A 20,528-nucleotide genomic window follows, 5' to 3' on the forward strand; every position below is an offset into this window, starting at 1 on the left:
CGCCGCGCCTTAGCGGCTGCCGCCGGCGCGCAGCTTGTTGATGATCGGCATGATCGGCGCCAGCAGCGAACCGCGTGATCTCTTGGTCACGGCGTGACCCGTCAGGCGTTGCGCCATCTGCAGGAACATCGTGGTGGTGCGATGACCGGCGGAGATTTGCTGGATCATCTGGCCGTTATTGGCCGCCATGCCGAACATCTTTGAATCGAACGGGATGGTCGCAATGGGCTGGCTCTCGATCGCCTTGGCGAACTCGCGCGGGGTGATCTCCGGGCGCTTGTGCATCCCGACCTGGTTGAGGCAATAGAGCGGCGGCCGATCGTTGGGCCGGGCTGCCTTGAGCACGTTCAACATGTTCTTGGCATTGCGCATGTTGGCGAGATCAGGCTCGGCAACGATCAGAATATCGTCCGCGCCGACCAGCGCGCGCTTGGTCCACGCCGACCATTGATGCGGGACATCGAGCACGATGCAGGGAGTGGTCATGCGCAGCGTGTCGAAGATCGCATCGAAGGCATCTGCGCCGAAATCGTAGACCTGTTCGAGCGTCGCGGGGGCCGCCAGCAGGCTAAGACGGTCGGAGCATTTCGCGAGCAGGCGCTCCATCAGCGCGCTGTCGGGCCGATCCTGCTGGAACAGCGCGTTGGCGATGCCCTGTATTGGGTCCTGGTTGTAGTCGAGGCCGGCGGTGCCGAACGCCAGATCGAGGTCGATCACGACGGAATCCAGCGCCAGGTCGCGTGCGATCGCCCAGGCCACATTGTGCGCCACCGTGGATGAGCCGACGCCGCCCTTGGCGCCGACGACGGCAACGATCCGGCCGACCGAAACGGCTTCGGACGAGGAAAACAGACTGCAGATCGCGCGCACAACATCGAGGGTTTCGACCGGCCCGACCACGTAGTCGCTGACGCCGCGCCGCACCAGTTCGCGATAGGGCGTGACATCGGTGGCGCTGCCGATCACGACGACCCTTGTGCCGGCGTCGCAGACGGTGGCGAGTTCGTCGAGGCCGTCGAGCATGTCGCTGGAGCCTTCGGTTTCCAGCATGATCACGTTTGGCGTCGGCGCCTTGTGATAGGCATCGATGGCGGCGGCGATGCCGCCCATATGAACGGACAGATTGACCTTGCCGAGGCGACGGTCTTCGCTGGCCGACCGAACCGTTGCGGCAGTCGCAACCGTCGCGCAAAACGCCTGCACCGACACGCGCGGCGCCGGCGAAATGTATTCATCGGCGGGCGGCGTAAGGCCGTGCTCTTCTTCGGAGTCTTTTCGGGAGCGGCTGATCATTTACCTGTATCGCTCAGTTTGGCTTTGTCGGATTCGGGATAGGTGGTCGTGGTCGATACACCCTTGCGGTATTTGTCGAAGGCCGCGTTGCGCCGCATCGTGTAGGCCGGGGTTTCGGGCCGCGGCTGCTCGAGGTCCGCCGGGTTGTCGATCATGGCGGCGAGGTTGCGTTGGGTGGCGCAACCAAAATTATGGTACGGCCGGTTTTCATTGTAACCGGTGTCGTAGATGTTCGGCCCGAGGTCCTCCGGCCACAGGCCGCAGGGGCCGGCTACGGCGGAGATCTTCGGATAGATCAGCTTGATGGTCGGAAGCGTTTGTGGGCTATCCGGTTGATAATGACGCAGCCTGATCGCGCTTGACGGCACGCCGCCTGCGGCCAGCATCGCGCGGATTTCCTGGTACGTTGCCTCGGCCGCGCGGGCATTGGCGGTGTTGACCGGCACGTCGGCGATGATCGCGCCGGTACCTTCGCGGGCCCAGGTCTGGGCCAGCCCCATGACGTCGTTGCGTTGCGGGGCCGAGAGGCCGCCACGGCCTTGCCCGACGAAAATGACGATCGAGCGGTTACCTTCCTGAACGGCGATCGGATGCCGCTGGCGGTAATCGGTGGGAACGGTCGCAGTCACGATCTCGCCGGTCTGCTGGCAGGCCCCCAGCGCAGCGGACAGGCCGAGCAGCGCGCCGAGCAGTCGCCAGCCGTGACCGCGATCGACCTTCGTTTGGGTTGTCATCGTTCTGTCCTCATCCCCGTCCGTGGAGCCGTGCCGTCTCAGTCAATGATGAAGCCGAAATTGCCCTCATAGGCGCCGACCGGCCCGACGCGGGCGGCAAGGCCATAGATCCGGTTGATGCGGGCCAGCAGCGTCGATTGGGAATCGGACGCCGGTGCAAACCCGTCGTCCGGGCGTGACAATTCTTTCTGGGCAACCGCGCGGACCACATAGGGCGTGACGAGAACCATCAATTCGGTCTCGTTGTTGACGAAGTCCTGGCTGCGGAAGAGGGCGCCGAGTATCGGGATCTGGTTCGCACCCGGCAATCCGTTGACCGCCTGCTTGGTCTGCTGCTGGATCAGGCCGGCCATTGCCATCGAACCGCCGGAGGGGATTTCCAGCGTGGTCTCGGCGCGGCGGGTCCTGATCGAGGGGATTGTCAGCGCAGTGCCGTTCTGGTTGAGGGTAATGGCCTGGTCGGTCGACAGTTCGGAGACTTCGGTCATCACCCTCAGGCTGATGCGTCCTTCGCTCAGCACGACAGGTGTGAAGTTGAGCGAGATGCCGAATTTCTTGTACAGGATCTGGGTCGTACAGACGCGCGTGATGGGATCGCAGGAATAACCGGCGGGGATCGGGAATTCGCCGCCGGCGATGAAGGTCGCGGACTCGCCGGATATCGCCGTCAGGTTCGGTTCTGCCAGCGTGCGGACCACGCCGGCGGATTCCATCGCGCGCATGGTCGCGGTGACCGTCGGCAGCCCCTTGAGGATGCTCGAGGCGGCGAGGCCATTGTCAGCCACCAGCGGACGGCCGTAGGCGGTGAAGGGATTGTTGTTGTTGAAGTTCACGACCGCGGTGCCGTAATTCATGCTGGCACTGAGATCGACGCCCATCTGCTTTATGATGTCGCGTCGCACTTCGGAAACGTTGACCTTCAGCATCACCTGGTCGCGGCCGCGGACCGCGATGGAATTGACGACCTTGTCGGCACCGCCGACCAGCCGCGCGGCGAGGTCGCCGGCCTGCTGGGCCTCGATCGGGCTCGATACCGAGCCGGTCAGGATGACGCCTTCGCCGACGCCTTCGATATTGATCCCCGGTAGCGTTTGCCGGAGCGCCGCCCGCACACCGTTGAGGTCGCGCTTGACCGCGATGTCGTAGGAGCCGACCTGCTGGCCGTCGGCATCGAAGAACACCACGTTGGTCTGGCCGACCGCAGCGCCGATGATATAGGCGCGCTGCGCCGAACGAATGACGGCGTTGGCGATCTTGGGATCGGCGACAAGTACATCCTTCACGTCGCGCGGCAGGTCGACTACCACGGACTTGCCGACCCCGAGGGAGAGGAAGCGTTGCTTGACCGGGCCCATCGCAGAAGTCGTCACCGGATCGTTGCCCGAATCCCTGGACAGCTCCCTGGCCAGATCCCTGTCGAGCTCGGCCGCCACGACAGATGCCAACGGGCTGAACGCCAGCGTGGCGATGGCCGAAAACAACAAGGCCCCGACCGCAGCCGTTCGCATCGCTGACTGATTACCCCCGAACTTCATTCCCCGCGTCCTTTCGGTCACTTCTGTGCCGTCGATTGGCTCGCAATGCCGTAGCGAACCACGTTGTTGCTTGAGCCCCGCTTCGGGGCCTGGTCGTCGGATCCACCCACGACCAAGTTGACGTCGGTGATGCTGCGCAGCGACGGCGTGCCGGCCTTGCCGACCAGCGCGTTCATGCCCTCTTTGTCCTTGGGGGCATGGACGATCGCCAGCATGCGGATGTTGGTCGGGATGATTTCCGAATTGATGATTTCGGGACCGCCGCGGTCCGGGCCTTTCTCGCGCCGGGAAAGGATCACCTTGACCCGGTTGTTCGGCAGGCTTTTGCCGACCAGAATCTCCGCGGTCGGCAGCTGCGCGACCGGCTCGGCAGCGGCGGAGTTCTCGCCCCATCCGCGGCCGAGATAGGCCGCAACACCGCCCGCACTGAGAGCGATGGCTGGAACTAAGATACGTGCAGCATTCATACGCTTTACTGTCTACTCTTACGCCGGGCGCCATCATCCGCATGGCATCAATGGCCGTCCCACCCGCCATGACTAACGGGGCAATGGTATAAGGGAACTTGAGGGGTCAATGATTTGGAGGCCAGAACGGCGGCATTCGCCGTCATGGTGAACGTGCGGTTAGTGTCCGTGCCTGCAAAATACGGGTTTCTACGGATGAGGTCGCCGCGCCTCACGCCGTCATCGGTCGCTGTGCAACAGCAGATCGCGAGATGGTTTGGAGAAGTCGCGGGGCTGGCCAACGGCCTGCAACACCGCGAAGCTGCCGTCGCGATCGGCCTTGAGGTCATCGACATTCACGGGCCCGATGGGAAGCCGCAGCCTCAGGCTGCCTGCCGCCGATTTGGTCGCGGTGCAATAAACTCGCGCACTCGCGCGGAATGACCAGACTTTCGTAGTGCTCCAGGGCCTTGGCGTCGCGGCCTGAGGTGACTGGTCTGGTTGGGGTTTTTTCGGGTTGGACGGTCTGACGTTCGAAAAACTCAGGCGTTCGCGCCATCAAAGACGTTTTGCCGCAGCCACGACAGATCGCCAAAACACCGCCGGACGGTGGGGGCGGGGTCGGTTTAGTTACTCACAGAATGCAGAAGTCGGCCGTCAACCCCTTGACCCGGCTCGCCAGTCGGATTGTGATACGGCACAACTACCAGTCGCCGCACGTTGAGGGGCCTGCCGCGACCTACGATCCCTGTCCGACCGTATTGCGTGTCAAACTGCCGGGTCAGATTGGCGCTTTTTTCGGTGGGGGATCATCGGGTTGGCCCAACTGCGTTCGAGGACGACAAGCCAACGTTCCCGCACGACCCCTGAAAGGCCTTGCCCATGAAACGCGTATCCCTGGTTCTCACCCTTGCCGTTGCCGCCGGCCTTTCGGCCCAGGCCGCCTCGGCGCAAACCCTCAAAACGGTCAAGGACCGTGGCATGCTTTCCTGCGGCGTCAGCCAGGGATTGCCGGGGTTCTCGTCTCCGGACGACAAGGGCAACTGGACCGGGCTGGATGTTGATATTTGCCGAGCGATCGCAGCTGCGGTCTTCAACGATCCGAGCAAGATCAAGTTCGTGCCGTTGTCGGCCAAGGATCGCTTCACCGCGCTGCAGTCCGGCGAAATCGACGTGCTGTCGCGCAACACCACCTGGACGCTGTCGCGCGATACTTCGCTTGGCGCCAATTTCACCGGCGTGACCTATTACGACGGCCAGGGCTTCATGGTGAAGAAGGCGCTGAAGGTGAATTCAGCGCTGGAATTGAACAGCGCGTCGGTCTGCGTGCAGCAAGGCACGACCACCGAGCAAAATCTCGCCGACTACTTCAAGGGCAACAACATGAAGTACGAGGTGATCGCATTCGGCACCAACGACGAGGCCGTCAAGGCCTATGAGTCCGGACGCTGTGACGTCTTCACGACAGACGTGTCCGGCCTTTACGCCGATCGTTTGAAACTCGCGAACCCGGCCGATCATGTGGTTCTGCCGGAAGTGATTTCGAAAGAGCCGCTCGGCCCGATGGTGCGCCATGGCGACGACCAGTGGTTCGATATCGTGAAATGGACGCTCTACGCGATGATCACTGCGGAAGAGCTCGGCATTACCCAGAAGAACGCCGACGAGATGGCGAAATCGGACAAGCCGGAGATGAAGCGGGTATTCGGCACCGACGGCAATCTTGGCGAACAGCTCGGGCTTACCAAGGACTGGGTCTCGCGGATCGTGAAGGCGGTCGGCAATTACGGCGAATCCTTCGAGCGCAACGTCGGCGCCGGCTCCAAGCTTGGCATTGCCCGCGGCATCAACGCGCTTTGGAGCAAGGGGGGTATCCAGTACGCGCCGCCGATCCGCTGATCGCCAGCGGAGGGCTGCGGCGATGGCCATCGAACCCCGAAAACCACCGTCGCAGTTGCTCCCAAAACTGCAGAGGGCGCTTGGTGGCAGCGCGGGCTGGAGCGGTTTTGTCATCCAGCTCGTGTTCGTCGCCGCCCTGGCCTGGATCGCCTACGAGATCGTCGCCAATGCCCGCGCCAATCTGCAGGCGCAGCGGATCACCGCGGGCTTCGGCTTCATGGTCAACACGGCAGGTTTTGACGTCAGTCAGAACCTGATTGCGTATTCGGGGTCCGACAATTACATCCGCGTCTTCCTGGTCGGCCTGCTCAATACGCTGCTGGTCTCGGTGATCGGAATCTTCTTCGCCACCGTGATTGGTTTCCTGGTGGCGCTCGGCCGCCTGTCGCCGAACTGGCTGCTGTCGCGCATCGCCGGCGGCTATGTCGAGCTGATCCGCAACCTGCCGCTGCTGTTCCAGATCCTGTTCTGGTATCTGGCGGTGCTCGCTGCGCTGCCCAATCCCAGGCAGAGCATCTCGGTGCTCGACACGTTCTTTCTCAGTAATCGCGGCTTGGTCATCCCCAAGCCGATCGGCGAGCCGGGTTTCGAACCGTTCGTCATCGCGTTGCTGATCGCGATCGTCGTTGCGATCGCGTTGTGGCGCTATTCCCGGCGTCTGCTGTTCGAGAGCGGCAAGGTGATCAAGGTCTGGCCCTATGCGCTGGGCCTGGTGATCGTTCTTCCGCTCCTCGCGACGCAAATCTTCGGCGCGCCCGTAAAGTTTGAAATACCGGCCCTGAAGGGCTTCAACTTTTCCGGTGGCTCACGGGTCATTCCGGAATTCGTCGCCCTGACACTGGCGCTGTCGACCTACACCGCCGCCTTCATCGCCGAGATCGTGCGCGCCGGTATCTTGTCCGTTCACAAGGGACAGATGGAAGCCGGCTCCTCGCTCGGGCTGCAGCGCGGCTCGGTGCTGCGGCTGATCGTGATCCCGCAGGCCTTGCGCGTGATCCTGCCGCCGCTGACCAACCAGTATTTGAACTTGACCAAGAACTCCACGCTGGCGGTGGCGATCGGCTATCCGGACCTGGTCTCGGTGTTTGCCGGCACCACGCTGAGCCAGACCGGGCAGGCGATCGAAATCATCGGCATCACCATGGGCGTCTACCTCGTGATCTCGCTGGTCACGAGCGCGATCATGAGTTTCTACGGATGGCGTATCGGCCGGAGTATGGGGTGATGAGCGAGACCACACCATCCGTTTTCGTGCGCGGCGAACTCGTCGGCGAGCGTCCGGCACCGATCAAGACCACCGGCTTTATCGGCTTCCTGCGCACGCGGCTGTTCAATTCGCCGACCAACATCCTGATCACCATCGTCAGCGCGCTGCTGCTCTGGTTCATCGCCGTGCCCGCGCTGAGATTCGTGCTGATCGATGCGGTCTGGACCGGCAACGACCGCACCGCGTGCCTCGCCAAGAACGCCGGAGACGTGGTTGGCGCCTGCTGGCCGTTCATTCAGGCGAAAATCGGTCAGTTCATCTACGGCTTCTATCCGGAGCCGGAGCGCTGGCGGGTCAATCTGGTCTTCCTCATGGCCGCGATCCTGCTGTTGCCGCTGCTGATTCCAAAGGCGCCGGCCAAGGGCCTCAACGCCGGACTGTTCTTCATCGCATTGCCCGTCATCGCGTTCTTCCTGCTGCATGGCGGCGGATTGCGCGGCCTCGGTGTCAGCTGGACCGCCGGGCTTTTGTCGGGGTTCAACGACAGCATCGGCGACAGCGGGCGCAAGCTGGCGGCTGCGGGCGGGGCGACGGCGGTGATCGGACCGCTGCTTTGGCTGCTCGGTCAACTGATCGTGCTGCTCTCGACGATGGTTTCGTGGCTGCTGTTGCCGCTGACCTGGCTGCGCGATCAGGTTCAGGCTTTCGGCAGTCCGCTGTGGGCCGATTTTGCTTTGACCACCATCATCGTCTGCGCCCTGGTGTTCTGGTTCACTGGCGGCTTGCGCGCGGGCTCCCGTCCGCTGATCACCTGCCTTGCGACCTTCGCCGGCATTGGCATCGTCATCGCGGTCATGGGACTGGACCGTGGCGGCTTGCCGGTGGTCGATACGCGGCTGTGGGGCGGGTTGCTGGTCACACTGGTGGTGGCGGTCACCGGCATCGTCGCATCGATGCCGATCGGCGTTGCGCTCGCGCTCGGCCGGCGCTCGTCGATACCGCTGATCCGGATTTTCTCGATCGCCTTCATCGAGTTCTGGCGCGGCGTTCCGCTGATCACGGTGCTGTTCTTCGCAACCTATATGTTGCCGCTGTTCGTTCCGACCGGGTTCACCATCGACGGATTGGTGCGCGCCCTGATCGGGATCGCGCTGTTCACCGGCGCCTATCAGGCGGAAAACATCCGGGGCGGCCTGGCGGCGATCCCGCGCGGGCAGGGCGAGGCGGCAAGCGCGCTCGGCCTGTCTTGGGCCAAGACCACCGGGCTCATCGTGATGCCGCAGGCGTTGCGCCACGTCATCCCGAGCCTCGTCAACAGTTTCATCGGCCTGTTCAAGGACACCTCGCTGGTTTCGATCGTCGCGCTGTTCGATCTGTTGGGATCGTTGCGCGCGTCGTTTTCCGATCCAAACTGGGCGACGCCGACGACACTATTCACCGGCTTTGCGTTCACCGGGATCATTTACTTCATCTTCTGCTTTGGCATGTCGCGCTATTCGCTGTTCGTCGAGAACAGGCTGAACGCGCATCGCCGCAATTGAGTGAACGGGCATGAGCACAGATCAGATCGTCGGCATCAAGGCGCTCAACAAATGGTACGGGGATTTTCACGTCCTGCGTGACATCAACCTCGGTGTCGCCAAGGGCGAGCGCATCGTCATTTGCGGTCCCTCGGGTTCGGGCAAGTCGACGCTGATCCGCTGCATCAATGCGCTGGAGGAATTCCAGGAAGGTGAGATCGTCGTCGAGGGCATCGAACTCGGCCCCAATTTGCGGCGTGTCGACGAAGTCAGGCGCGAAGTCGGCATGGTGTTCCAGAGCTTCAACCTGTTTCCGCATTTGACCGTGCTGGAGAACTGCACGCTGGCGCCGATCTGGGTGCGCAATATCCCCAAGAAGGACGCCGAGGCGACCGCGATGAAATATCTGGAGCGGGTCAAGATCCCGCACCAGGCCAACAAATATCCGGGGCAGATGTCAGGCGGTCAGCAGCAGCGCGTGGCGATCGCCCGCGCGCTGACCATGAACCCCAAGGTCATGCTGTTCGACGAGCCGACCTCGGCGCTCGATCCGGAAATGGTCAAGGAAGTGCTCGACACCATGGTCGATCTCGCCAATGAAGGCATGACCATGCTGGTCGTCACGCACGAAATGGGATTTGCGCGCGAAGTCGCCAATCGCGTCGTGTTCATGGACGCCGGCCAGGTGATCGAATCCAACACGCCTCAGGAATTCTTTGCTAACCCGCAGCATGCGCGGACGAAGCTGTTCCTCAGCCAGATCTTGCGGCATTAGCCGAACCCAGCGACCTCATCCTGAGGAGGCGCAAAGCGCCGTCTCGAAGGATGGGCCACGGGCCTCATGGTTCGAGACGCGCGAAACCGCGCTCCTCACCATGAGGGTTTGGCATCTGCCGCCTCACACCTTCTCGAACGGCAGATCGACCTTCGGGCGCTTCTCCAGCCATTCCGGCACCGGCAAATTCTTCGCACGCATGAAAGCCGGATTGAACAGCTTGGACTGATAGCGGCCGCCGGAATCGGCAAGGATGGTCACGATGGTCTTGCCGGGCCCAAGCTGCTTGGCGAGCCGGATCGCACCTGCGATGTTCACGCCGGTCGAACCGCCGAGGCAGAGGCCCTCGTGCTCGGTCAGGTCGTAGATCACCTTTACGGCTTCCTCGTCCGAAATCAGGAACGCGTCGTCGACCTTTGCGGTCTCGATGACCGGCGTGACGCGCCCGAGCCCGATACCTTCGGTGATCGAGTCTCCCGGGGTCGATTTGGCGGTGCCGTTCTTGAACAGCTCGTACATCGCAAAGCCGTGCGGATCGGCGCAGGCGTTGACGATGCCCGGATGCTTCTCCTTCAGATAGCGGCTGGTGCCGGCCAGCGTGCCGCCGGTGCCGACCGAGCAGATGAAGCCGTCGATCTTGCCGCCGGTCTGCTGCCAGATCTCGGGGCCGGTCGATTCGTAGTGCGCCTTGGCGTTATCGAGGTTGTTCCACTGGTCGGCGAACAGCACGCCGTTCGGCTCGCTCTTGCGCAGCTGGGCGGCGAGCCGTCGTCCGAGATGCTGGTAGTTGTTCGGATTGGAGTAGGGCAGCTGCGGCACTTCGATCAGTTCCGCGCCGCATAGCCGCAGCATGTCCTTCTTTTCCTGGCTCTGGGTTTCCGGGATCAGAATCATCGTCCGGTACCCACGCGCGCTCGCCACGACGGCAAGACCGATACCGGTATTGCCCGCGGTCGCTTCCAGAACCAGGCCGCCGGGCTTGAGATCGCCGCGCTTCTCGGCTTCCAGGATCATCCATTTGCCGGCGCGGTCCTTCACCGACTGGCCGGGATTCATGAATTCAGCCTTGCCGAGAATGGTGCAGCCGGTCGCTTCGGAAGCGTGCTTGAGCTTGATGAGCGGCGTGTTGCCAATCGCTTCGATGACGTCTTTGTTGAAGGTCATTTGGAATTGCCGGTTTGCTTTGCCTATTCGTTGAGCGAACCCTAAAGGACCGCCGCTGGGCATACAAGCCAGCGCTTAAGTCGCAGCCGGTCATCCGGATTTGCGAACACCACCTGACGCGCCTCGATATTTCCCTGACGGGCATCAGGTTCGGCCAGGGCGCGGAAATTGCTTCGCCAGATCGCGGGCGCCTTGGCATAATCTTGCCCGGAAATGCGCTCGCGGATGGCGGGAACGCCGAATGGTTGCTGATGGTTGCTGAAGCAGGCGACAAGTTCTCATCGTCGATGATGACGTGTTCGCCGGCGCAAGATTCGCGATCATGGACGGTGTGGGGACGGCTACGCCGGGGTTCCCGGGATTTCGAATCGGCCGCAGGCGCGTTTTCACCCGCGCAGACGGATTCGGGCCGTGGGAATGGGGAAAAAACCCGTGAAATCTTCGTAAGGTTTCGCCGGTCCGGCATCATCCTGACCGCGTCCAAGGCCGATGAAATAAGGCTAACTTGCATTTTTGATCGCCGATTGGCGCGCTGGCGCAAGCGATCGTCTGGATGGTCCGGGACTGTCCGCGCCCTGATCGCAAGGCTAGTATGAGCGCTCGGTTCCAACGGAAGCATCACCCCCGTGAACGTGTCGCAGACTACCCAAACAAACGTTCATCGCGGGCCACGCTGGAATTTGTCCCGTGGAGAACGGGTGTGACCCAGCGAATAATGGGGACTGTGGCTGAAGACTGGCGGGCGCGCTTTCCAGGTGCAAGTCGCCGGGTGAGCCGCTTTGCGCGCTCAGTCGCGGTGCTCGGGCTGGTCGCCAGTTCCGCGGGCTGCATCCTGACCAAGGATCTGCCTGATCCCGCGCTCGACGTCCCCGAAGGCTACAAGGCCGCCCGCCTGACCAAGCCGCAGGACGCACCGCCGACGCTCGACTGGTGGCGCGGTTTCCGCTCGCGGGAGCTGACGACGCTGATGGAAGAGGCCCAGACCGTCAATCTGGACATCGCCGCCGCCACCGCGCGCTTCGTGCAGGCCGATGCGCAGGCCCGGATTACCGGCGCGGCGTTGCTGCCGAATCTGAGCGGCTCCGGTTCGGAAAGCTATTCCCGCACCTCCGGCTCGAGCGCGAGCGGCCTGACCAATGGCGGCCGCGAGGTCGTCAATTATTCGTCCTCGCTCAGCGCCAGCTATGAACTCGATTTCTGGGGCAAGAATCGCGACGCCGCCCAGGCGGCGGAAGAGACCGCCGTTGCCAACCGCTTCGACCGCGACGTCATCGCACTGACCACGCTGACCACGGTTGCCAACGCCTATTTCCAGGTGCTCGCGGCGCAGGACCGGATTCGCACCGCAGAGCGCAATATCGCCAGCGCGATCCGCATCCTCGATGCGATCAAGCAGCGGCTGCAGGCCGGCACCGGGAACGACCTCGACGTCGCCCAGCAGGAAACCGTCGTGGCCAACCAGCGCGCGCTGGTGCCGCCGCTGCGGCAAACGCTCGACCAGAACATCAACGCGCTGGCGACCCTGGTATCGCGGCCACCGGAATCGGTGCGCGTCATCGGCGGCACGCTGAACCAGATAGCCTCGCCCCGCGTTACGCCCGGACTGCCGTCGGAGCTCCTGACGCAACGCCCCGACATCAGGCGCCAGGAAGCGCAGCTGGCATCCGCCACCGCCAATGTCGGCAACGCCCGTGCGCAGTTTTTCCCGAGCATTCAACTGACCGGGCAGGGTGGCTATCAGAGCTCCGCGCTGACGTCGCTGTTTCAGCCGCACGCCGCGTTCTTCAGCATGGTCGGCAGCCTGACCCAGCCGATCTTCGACGGCGGCAGGATTCTGGGCAATTTCGAACTCACCAAGGCCCGGCAGGATGAACTGCTGCAGACCTACCGCAAGACGGTGGTGCAGGCCTTTGCCGATGTCGACAATGCGTTGATGTCGATCCGCCAGACCACGGAGCGGCTGCGGTTGCAGCGCGAGGTGGTGGCGTCCTCGCGGCGGGCGTTTCAACTGTCCGAGCAGCAATTGCGGGCCGGAACTGCCGACATCGTAACTGTGCTAAATACGCAATTGACGTTATTCCAGGCGGAAGATTCGCTGTCGCAGGCCCAATTGGCCCGGCTGCTCGCGATCGTCAGCCTGTATCAGGCGCTGGGGGGCGGCTGGGAGCCTAGGATGGAAAGGCCGGTCGATGCTCTTTAAGCCGGAGTCAGAGGAAGACACCAAACCCCCGGAAGTGCGCAAGCCGGGTTTCTGGTCGCGCGTGCTCAAGCGCATGGTCTCGCTGGCCGTGACGCTCGTGATCCTCGGCGGTCTGGCTTACATCGGCTGGTACGCGTTTCAGCCCAAACCGAACGGCGGCGGCGGTGGCCGCGGCGGCGCGCGTCTCGATCTTCCGGTGCCGGTGCTGGCGGCGACGCCGCGCATCCAGGACGTGCCGGTCTATCTCGATGGCGTCGGCTCCGTCCGCGCGCTGAACAACGTTCTCGTGCGCGCCCAGGTCGACGGCAAGTTGATCTCGGTGAACTTCACCGAAGGCCAGGACGTCAAGAAGGGCGACGTGCTGGGCGAAATCGATCCGGTGATCTATCAGGCGCAATATGATCAGGCGGTTGCCAAGAAGGCGCAGGACGAAGCCCAGCTCGCCAACCAGAAGCTCGATCTCGCCCGCTACCAGCAGCTCGCGGCGTCCAACGCCGGATCGAAGCAGCAGGCCGATACGCAGCGCGCCTTGGTGGCCCAGCAGGAAGCACTTGTGAAGGCCGACCAGGCCGCGATCGACAATGCGCAAGCCACCCTCGGTTACACCAAGATCACCGCACCCCTGTCGGGACGCGCCGGCCTGCGCCAGGTCGACCAGGGCAACATCATCAAGGCGGTGGATGCGACCGGTCTCGTCATCATCACCCAGCTGCAGCCGATCGCGGTACAGTTCAGCCTGCCGCAGCAACAGATCGTGCGGGTCAATGCCGCCGCCGCCAAGGGCGTACTCGCCGTCGACGTGTTCGGCAATGATGGCGTCACCGTGGTCGACACCGGCACGCTGAAAGGCATCGACAACCAGGTCGATCCGACGACGGGAACGCTGAAACTCAAGGCGGAATTTCCCAACGCCAAATTCCAGCTCTGGCCGGGACAATTCGTCAATGTGCGCCTGAAGGTCGAAACGCTCGACAAGGCGATCGTGGTGCCGACTTCGGCGGTCCAGCGCGGTCCCGCCGGAACGTTCAGCTACGTGATCGGCCCTGGCGATATCGCAACCGCCAAGCCTGTCGTGGTGACGCAGCAGAACGAGCACGATGCCGTGATCGCGAGCGGGCTTTCGACCTCCGACCGCGTGGTCACCACGGGCTTTGCCAACCTGTCCGATGGCGCCAAGGTTCTGATCGGCACCGATGACCGGGCGCCGACCGCCGACCTCGCGCCGCGCAAGCGCAGCCGCAGCCCCGACGGCAAGGGCGGTCAGGGCGGTCAGAGCGGCCAAGCCAAAGAAGGCCAGGCCAAGGAAGGTCAAGCCAAAGACGGCGAACACCGCGGCAGGCGCGAACGCGGCGAGGGCGATCAAAAAGGACAGACCGGGCCGGCACCGGCCGGCCAACAGTCGGGCGGGCCTGCGAAATCGCAGCCATGAGGACGCAACCATGAGCGTCTCCGAACCGTTCATCCGCCGGCCGATCGCGACCTCGTTGCTCGGGATCGCGCTGTTGATCGGCGGCGCGCTCGGCTATTGGGCGTTGCCGGTGTCGGCGCTGCCGCAGGTTGATTTCCCGACCGTGCAGGTCACGACGCAACTGCCCGGCGCCAGCCCCGACGTGGTGGCGTCGCTGATCACGGCGCCGCTGGAACGTCAGCTCGGCCAGATCCCGTCGCTGTCGTCGATGCAATCGACCAGCTCGTTCGGCGTCAGCCAGATATCGCTGCAGTTCGATCTCAACCGCGACATCGACGGCGCCACCCAGGACGTGCAGGCCGCGATCAACGCGGCGGCCGGCATCCTGCCGAAAAACCTGCCGTACCCACCGACCTACGCCAAGGTCAACCCGGCGGATGCGCCGGTCTTGACGCTGGCGCTGACGTCGGAGACCATTTCGCTGCGCGCGATGAGCGACATCGCCGACACGATTTTGGGACAGCGGCTCAGCCAGATTTCCGGCGTCGGCCGCGTCGCGGTGCTCGGCGGGCTGAAGCCTGCAATCCGGGTGCAGGCCGATCTGGCGCGGCTCGCTGCCTACGGCATTGCGATGGAGGACCTGCGCGCCGCCATTGCCGGGGCCAACGTCTCGGGCCCGAAGGGATCGCTGGACGGCGCGCAGCAAGCCTACACCATCGCCGCCAACGACCAGATCGCGGCGGCGGACGCCTACAAGCCGATCATCATCGCCTATCGCAACGGCGCACCGGTCACGATCGGCGACGTCGCCATCATCATCGACGGGCTGGAGAACGATCGTACCGGCGGCTGGTATCAGGGCACGCCGGCCGTCATCATCGACATCCAGCGGCAGCCCGGCGCCAATGTGATCGAGGTGGTGCGCCAGATCCGCGAGGAAATTCCCAAGGTACAGCGCGCGATCCCGGCGGGCGTCAAGCTGACCATCGTCAGCGACCGCACCGTCACCATCCGCGCTTCCGTGCATGACGTGCAGTTCACGCTGATCCTTTCAGTGGTGCTGGTAACCCTGGTCGTGCTGTTGTTCCTGCGCTCGCTGCGCGCCACGCTGATTGCGGGTGTGGCGCTGCCGCTGTCGCTGATCACGAGCTTCGGGATCATGTATTTCGCGGGCTTCAGCCTCGACAACCTGTCGCTGATGGCGCTCACGATCGGCACCGGCTTCGTGGTCGACGATGCCATTGTGATGATCGAGAACATCGTCCGCCACATGGAGGACGGCGAGTCGGTCATGGAGGCCTCGCTGAAGGGCGCCAGCGAGATCGGCTTCACGGTGATTTCGCTGACGGTGTCGCTGATCGCGGTGTTCATCCCGCTATTGTTCATGTCCGGCCTGGTCGGCCGCATGTTCCGCGAGTTCGCGCTGACGCTGACGATCGCGGTGGTGACGTCGGCGGTCGTCTCGCTGACGCTGACGCCGATGATGTGTTCGCGGCTGCTCAAGAACGTCCACGAGGAATACGCCGTTCCGGGGCTCGCCGCCGTCAGCCGCTTCATCGATCGCACGGTCGAACTCTATCACCGCACGCTGCTGTGGGTGCTGCAGCGCCAGCGCGCCACGCTCGCCGTGACGTTCCTCACCATCGTCGCGACCCTGGTCATGTACGTGGTCGCGCCGAAGGGGTTTTTGCCGCTGCAGGACACGGCTTCGATCACGGCGGTGACCGAGGCCGGGCCCGACGTTTCCTTTGCCGAGATGCAAAGCCGGCAGATGGCGGCGGCATCAGCGATCCAGGCCGATCCGGATGTCGTCGGCGTGGTCTCCGTGATCGGCGCAGGCTCGGTCAATCCGACCACCAATGTCGGCCGGCTGGTGATGACGCTGCGCCCGCGCGGCGAGCGGCACGACGACATCATGGTCGTGGTCAACCGGCTGAAGCAGCGCACGGCCTCGATCCCCGGCATGACCATCTATTTCCAGCCGGTGCAGGATGTGCAGATCTCGACCCAGTCGAGCCGCTCGCAATACCAGTACACGCTGACCGGCACCGATTCCGCCGAAGTGACCAAATGGGCCAACAGGCTCGTCGCCGAAATGCGGCGGGATCCGTTGTTCCGCGACGTCTCGTCAGAAGCGCAGGAGGGCGGCTTGCGCGCCGCGCTCGACATCGACCGCCAGCGAGCCGGCCAGCTCGGCGTCAGCCTGCAGGTCGTCACCGACACGTTGAACGACGCCTTTGCGCAGCGGCAGATCTCGACCATCTACGGCCAGGCCAACCAGTACCGCGTGGTGCTGGAAGCCTTGCCGATGTATCAGCGCGACCCATCGATCCTCTCGAAACTCTACGTGCCGGGCGCGTCGGCGACGCCGGGAAGCCCGGCCGGGCAGGTGCCGATCTCGGCGATTGCGACGCTGACGCGCACCACCGCGCCGCTGGCGATTTCGCATCACGCGCAATTCCCCGCCATCTCGCTCAGCTTCAACCTGGCGCCGGGCGAATCGCTCGGCGACGCCGTCGAGGCGGTCAAGTCGATCGAAACCCGCATCGGCATGCCCGGCAGCATCGTCGGCGTCTATGCCGGCGACGCGGCCGAATTTGCAAAGTCGCTGGCCGGGCAGCCATGGCTGATCCTGGCTGCGCTGGTCACCATCTACATCGTGCTCGGCGTGCTCTATGAGAGCTACATCCACCCGATCACCATTCTCTCGACGCTGCCCTCGGCCGGCATCGGCGCCATCCTGGCCTTGATGCTGTGCGGCCAGGACCTGTCGGTGATCGGGCTGATCGGCATCATCCTGCTGATGGGCATCGTCAAGAAAAACGCGATCATGATGATCGACTTTGCCCTTGAGGCGGAGCGCCACAAGGGCATGTCCGCGCACGAAGCGATCGTGCAGGCCTGCCTGTTGCGCTTCCGCCCGATCATGATGACGACGCTGGCCGCCCTGTTCGGCGCGCTGCCGCTGGCGCTCGAAAGCGGCACCGGCGCGGAATTGCGTTTCCCGCTCGGCGTCTCGATCATCGGCGGTTTGCTGCTGAGCCAGTTGCTGACGCTCTACACCACGCCCGTGATCTATCTGGCGCTCGACCGGCTCAACCGCAAAATCGACAAGGCGGTGCCGAAGCCGGGGCCTGCCGGGCCGCCGGTCGCCGGCGCCACCGAGGGGATGCAGTAATGGCATCGATCTCGATTTCGGAGCCCTTCATCCGCAGGCCGGTAGGCACCACGCTGCTGGCGATCGGGCTCTTTCTGGTCGGGGTCGTCGCCTACGTGTTTCTGCCGGTGTCGGCGGTTCCCAACGTCGACTTTCCGTCGATCCGGGTTTCCGCCACGCGCCCGGGCGCCGACCCTTCGATCATGGCGTCGACGGTTGCGGCCCCGTTGGAGCGGCGGCTCGGGCAAATCTCGGGCATCGACCAGATCACCTCGACCAGTTCGCTCGGCACCACCAGCATCCAGTTGCAGTTCGCGATCGGCCGCAACATCGACCGCGCCGCGCGTGACGTGCAGGCGGCGATCAACGCCTCGCTGGCGGATCTGCCGAGCGACCTGCCGTCACTGCCGCGGTTCCGCAAGGCCAACCCGTCCGCCGCACCAGTGTTCGTGCTGGCGCTGACCTCGAAGACGCTGACGACGAGCGCGATGTACGACGTCGCCGATACCGTGATCGCGCAGCGCATCTCGCAGGTCCCGGGGGTGGGCGAAGTCACCGTCAGCGGCGCAGATCAGCCCGCGGTACGGATCGCGCTCAACCCGGTCGCGCTTTCCAACGCCGGGATCGCGACCGACGACGTCCGGCTGGCGATCGTCAATTCCAACCCGCTCGGCCCGGTCGGGATCTTCAACGGCGGCCGCCAGAGCGAGACGATTTCGACCAACAAGCAGATGCGCACGGCGGCCGAATTCCGCGACATCATCATCAAGAGCTCGGGAGGCAATTTCGTCCGCCTCTCCGACGTGGCGGAGGTGGAAGACTCCGTCCGCAACAGCCGCTCGATCGCCTGGTTCAACAAGCAGCCGGCGGTGCTGATCCAGATCACCAAGCAGGGCGACGCCAACGTCATCGATACCGTGGACCGGGTGAGGGCGCTGCTGCCGGAATTGCAGCAATGGCTGCCGGGCGGTGTCGAGATTTCGACGCTGGTCGACCGCACCGGCACCATCCGCGCCAGCGTGCTCGACATGCAGTTTACGCTGCTGGCGACTGCGTTCCTGGTCATGGTGGTGGTGTTCGCGTTCCTGCGGCGGCTGACGCCGACGATTGCGGCCGGCGTCTCGGTGCCGCTGGCGCTGGCCGGCACCTGCGCCGGAATGTGGCTTGCCGGTTTCTCGATCGACAATCTGTCGCTGATGGCGCTGGCGATTTCGGTCGGCTTCGTGGTCGACGACGCCATCGTGATGATCGAGAACATGTACCGCAATCTCGAGCAGGGCATGGCGCCGCTCGCCGCGGCACTGGAAGGCGCCAAGCAGATCGGCTTTACCGTGCTGTCGATCAGCCTGTCGCTGATCGCGGCCTTTACGCCGCTGATCTTCATGGACGGGATCGTCGGGCGGCTGCTGCGCGAATTCTCCCTGACGCTGACCTTTGCCATCGTGGTGTCGACCGTAGTCTCGCTCACGGTCACCCCGATGATTTGCGCGCATTTCATCAAGGAAGCGACTTCCGATCGCGCCACCTGGTTCGACCGGCTGGTCGAGGGCACGCTGTCGCGCACCGTGTCGTTCTACACCTGGACGCTGCGCCGGGTGCTGGAGTTTCCGTATCTTACCCTGGTCGTGTTCTTTGCCACCATCGCATTAACGGTGACGCTCTACATCAAGACGCCGAAGGGCTATTTCCCGACCGACGACAGCGGCTTCATCATCGGGTCGACCCGTGCATCCCCCGACATCTCGTTTCAGGCCATGCTCGGCCTGCAACAGCAATTGGCCGATATCGTCATGGCTGACCCTGCGGTCGCCGGGATCGGCTCCTCGCTTGGCAGCGGCGGCGGACCCGGTGGCGGCGGCTCCAACCGCGGCACCATGTTCATCAGCCTGAAGCCGCCGGAGGAGCGGGCGGGGCAGTCGACTTCCGATGTAATCGATCGCCTGCGCCGGGCGCTCTACCGCGTCGCGGGCATCCGCCTGTTCATGTTCGCCGCCCAGGATATCCGGACCGGCGGACGGCAGAGTGATTCCGATTATCAATACACGCTGTCGAGCACCGATCTCGATCTGCTGCAGAAATGGGCCCCCATCGTTGGCAAGCGCATGGAGACCGTCGAGGGCATTACCGACGTGTCCTCTGACCGCGATCCCGGCGGGTTGCAATTGTCATTGGTGATCGACCGCAAGACGGCGTCGAGCTTGGGTGTTCGCGTCCAGGACATCGACAACGCCTTGAACAACGCGTTCGCGCAGCGGCAGATTTCGATCATCTACACCCAGCGCAACCAGTACATGGTGGTGCTGGAGATCGACCCGAAATTCCAGGCCGATCCGTCGAACCTCGAACGCATCTTCGTCGCCGGCGCCAACGACGCACAGGTGCCGCTGTCGGCCGTCGTGCGCTATCAGCGCGGCCTGTCGCCGCTGGCGGTCTATCACTCGCAGTCGTTCCCCTCGACGACGGTGTCGTTCAACCTGCTGCCCAACGTGCCGCTCGAGGTCGCGACCACCAACATCCAGCGCGCGGTCGACGAACTGCACATGCCGGAGGGCATCCGCGGCAGTTTCGACGGCAATGCCGGCGACTTCAACAAGACCAGCGGCCGGCAGCCGCTGCTGATCCTCGGCGCGCTGGTGGCGATGTATATCGTGCTCGGCGTGCTCTATGAGAGCCTCGCCCATCCCCTGACCATCATCTCGACGCTGCCTTCGGCGGGGCTCGGCGCGCTGCTCGCGCTGCAGGTGACCAACACGCCGCTGACCGTGATCGCCTTTGTCGGCATCATTCTGCTGATCGGGATCGTCAAGAAGAACGGCATCATGATGGTGGATTTCGCGCTCGACGCCGAGCGCCACCGCGGCCTGTCGTCGGCGGACGCGATCTTCGAGGCCTGCACCGCCCGGTTCCGGCCGATCCTGATGACGACGCTGGCGGCGCTGTTCGCGGGCATTCCATTGGTGATCGCGACCGGCCCGGGCACCGAGCTGCGCCGGCCGCTCGGAATCACCATCATCGGGGGATTGTTCGTGTCCCAGATCCTCACTTTGTACACGACACCCGTGATCTACCTCCTGATCGACCGGTTGCGGCGGCGGTGGTCCGAACCGGCCGCAATCCAGGCGCCGGCGGAATAATCGGAAGGATCGGCCCTGAATTGTTGATGGGGTGGGCGGCGCAGCGTATAGCGGGC

At 63.9% G+C, this 20,528-nt stretch carries 13 protein-coding genes; 8 read left to right on the forward strand and 5 right to left on the reverse strand.

Annotation, left to right across the window (positions count from 1 at the left end):
* Nucleotides 1–9 precede the first annotated feature (9 nt).
* From JQ641_RS06610 to JQ641_RS06625, 4 genes are read right to left on the reverse strand one after another with little or no spacing between them, the layout of a single operon-like run.
* Nucleotides 10–1,293, reverse strand: coding sequence for a CpaE/TadZ family protein (locus JQ641_RS06610; RefSeq protein WP_211995159.1), 1,284 nt, complete (start codon nucleotides 1,291–1,293; stop codon nucleotides 10–12).
* Complete coding sequence (locus JQ641_RS06615; RefSeq protein ID WP_211995160.1) at nucleotides 1,290–2,027, reverse strand: CpaD family pilus assembly protein; 738 nt, start codon at nucleotides 2,025–2,027, stop codon at nucleotides 1,290–1,292. The genes JQ641_RS06610 and JQ641_RS06615 overlap by 4 nt, the downstream gene beginning before the upstream one ends.
* A gap of 38 nt (nucleotides 2,028–2,065) precedes the next feature.
* Nucleotides 2,066–3,562 (reverse strand): type II and III secretion system protein family protein, encoded by a 1,497-nt coding sequence (locus tag JQ641_RS06620; protein WP_502754932.1) that lies wholly within the window; start codon nucleotides 3,560–3,562, stop codon nucleotides 2,066–2,068.
* A gap of 17 nt (nucleotides 3,563–3,579) precedes the next feature.
* Nucleotides 3,580–4,029 (reverse strand): RcpC/CpaB family pilus assembly protein, encoded by a 450-nt coding sequence (locus tag JQ641_RS06625; protein WP_211995162.1) that lies wholly within the window; start codon nucleotides 4,027–4,029, stop codon nucleotides 3,580–3,582.
* Between the two features lie 861 nt (nucleotides 4,030–4,890).
* Here JQ641_RS06625 and JQ641_RS06630 point away from each other — a divergent pair.
* Genes JQ641_RS06630 through JQ641_RS06645 form a run of 4 tightly spaced genes read left to right on the forward strand, consistent with a single transcriptional unit; the run spans nucleotide 4,891 to nucleotide 9,409 of the window.
* Entirely contained in the window at nucleotides 4,891–5,907 is a 1,017-nt protein-coding gene (locus JQ641_RS06630; RefSeq protein ID WP_211995164.1) for an amino acid ABC transporter substrate-binding protein, read from the forward strand.
* A 22-nt stretch (nucleotides 5,908–5,929) separates the two neighbouring features.
* Nucleotides 5,930–7,132 (forward strand): amino acid ABC transporter permease, encoded by a 1,203-nt coding sequence (locus tag JQ641_RS06635; RefSeq protein WP_211995166.1) that lies wholly within the window; start codon nucleotides 5,930–5,932, stop codon nucleotides 7,130–7,132.
* Complete coding sequence (locus tag JQ641_RS06640; RefSeq protein WP_192735832.1) at nucleotides 7,132–8,655, forward strand: amino acid ABC transporter permease; 1,524 nt, start codon at nucleotides 7,132–7,134, stop codon at nucleotides 8,653–8,655. The genes JQ641_RS06635 and JQ641_RS06640 overlap by 1 nt, the downstream gene beginning before the upstream one ends.
* A 10-nt stretch (nucleotides 8,656–8,665) precedes the next feature.
* Nucleotides 8,666–9,409, forward strand: a complete 744-nt coding sequence (locus JQ641_RS06645) for an amino acid ABC transporter ATP-binding protein (RefSeq protein ID WP_192735833.1) — start codon at nucleotides 8,666–8,668, stop codon at nucleotides 9,407–9,409.
* 123 nt (nucleotides 9,410–9,532) lie between these two features.
* Here JQ641_RS06645 and JQ641_RS06650 read toward each other — a convergent pair whose 3' ends face one another.
* On the reverse strand, nucleotides 9,533–10,573 hold the full coding sequence (locus JQ641_RS06650) for a cysteine synthase A (protein ID WP_211995169.1): 1,041 nt from the start codon (nucleotides 10,571–10,573) through the stop codon (nucleotides 9,533–9,535).
* A 715-nt stretch (nucleotides 10,574–11,288) separates the two neighbouring features.
* Here JQ641_RS06650 and JQ641_RS06655 point away from each other — a divergent pair.
* The 4 genes from JQ641_RS06655 to JQ641_RS06670 are packed head-to-tail and all read left to right on the forward strand — an operon-like array spanning nucleotide 11,289 to nucleotide 20,472.
* A complete protein-coding gene (locus JQ641_RS06655; protein WP_211995273.1) occupies nucleotides 11,289–12,773 on the forward strand; it encodes an efflux transporter outer membrane subunit in 1,485 nt (494 codons plus the stop codon).
* Nucleotides 12,763–14,202, forward strand: coding sequence for an efflux RND transporter periplasmic adaptor subunit (locus tag JQ641_RS06660; RefSeq protein WP_211995171.1), 1,440 nt, complete (start codon nucleotides 12,763–12,765; stop codon nucleotides 14,200–14,202). Before JQ641_RS06655 ends, JQ641_RS06660 begins: the two co-directional genes overlap by 11 nt.
* A gap of 10 nt (nucleotides 14,203–14,212) precedes the next feature.
* On the forward strand, nucleotides 14,213–17,359 hold the full coding sequence (locus JQ641_RS06665; RefSeq protein ID WP_211995174.1) for an efflux RND transporter permease subunit: 3,147 nt from the start codon (nucleotides 14,213–14,215) through the stop codon (nucleotides 17,357–17,359).
* Nucleotides 17,359–20,472, forward strand: a complete 3,114-nt coding sequence (locus JQ641_RS06670) for an efflux RND transporter permease subunit (protein ID WP_211995177.1) — start codon at nucleotides 17,359–17,361, stop codon at nucleotides 20,470–20,472. Before JQ641_RS06665 ends, JQ641_RS06670 begins: the two co-directional genes overlap by 1 nt.
* Nucleotides 20,473–20,528: the final 56 nt, after the last annotated feature.

Source organism: Bradyrhizobium sp. JYMT SZCCT0180 (genome assembly GCF_018130165.1).
In the GTDB taxonomy this organism is placed as follows: Bacteria; Pseudomonadota; Alphaproteobacteria; order Rhizobiales; family Xanthobacteraceae; genus Bradyrhizobium.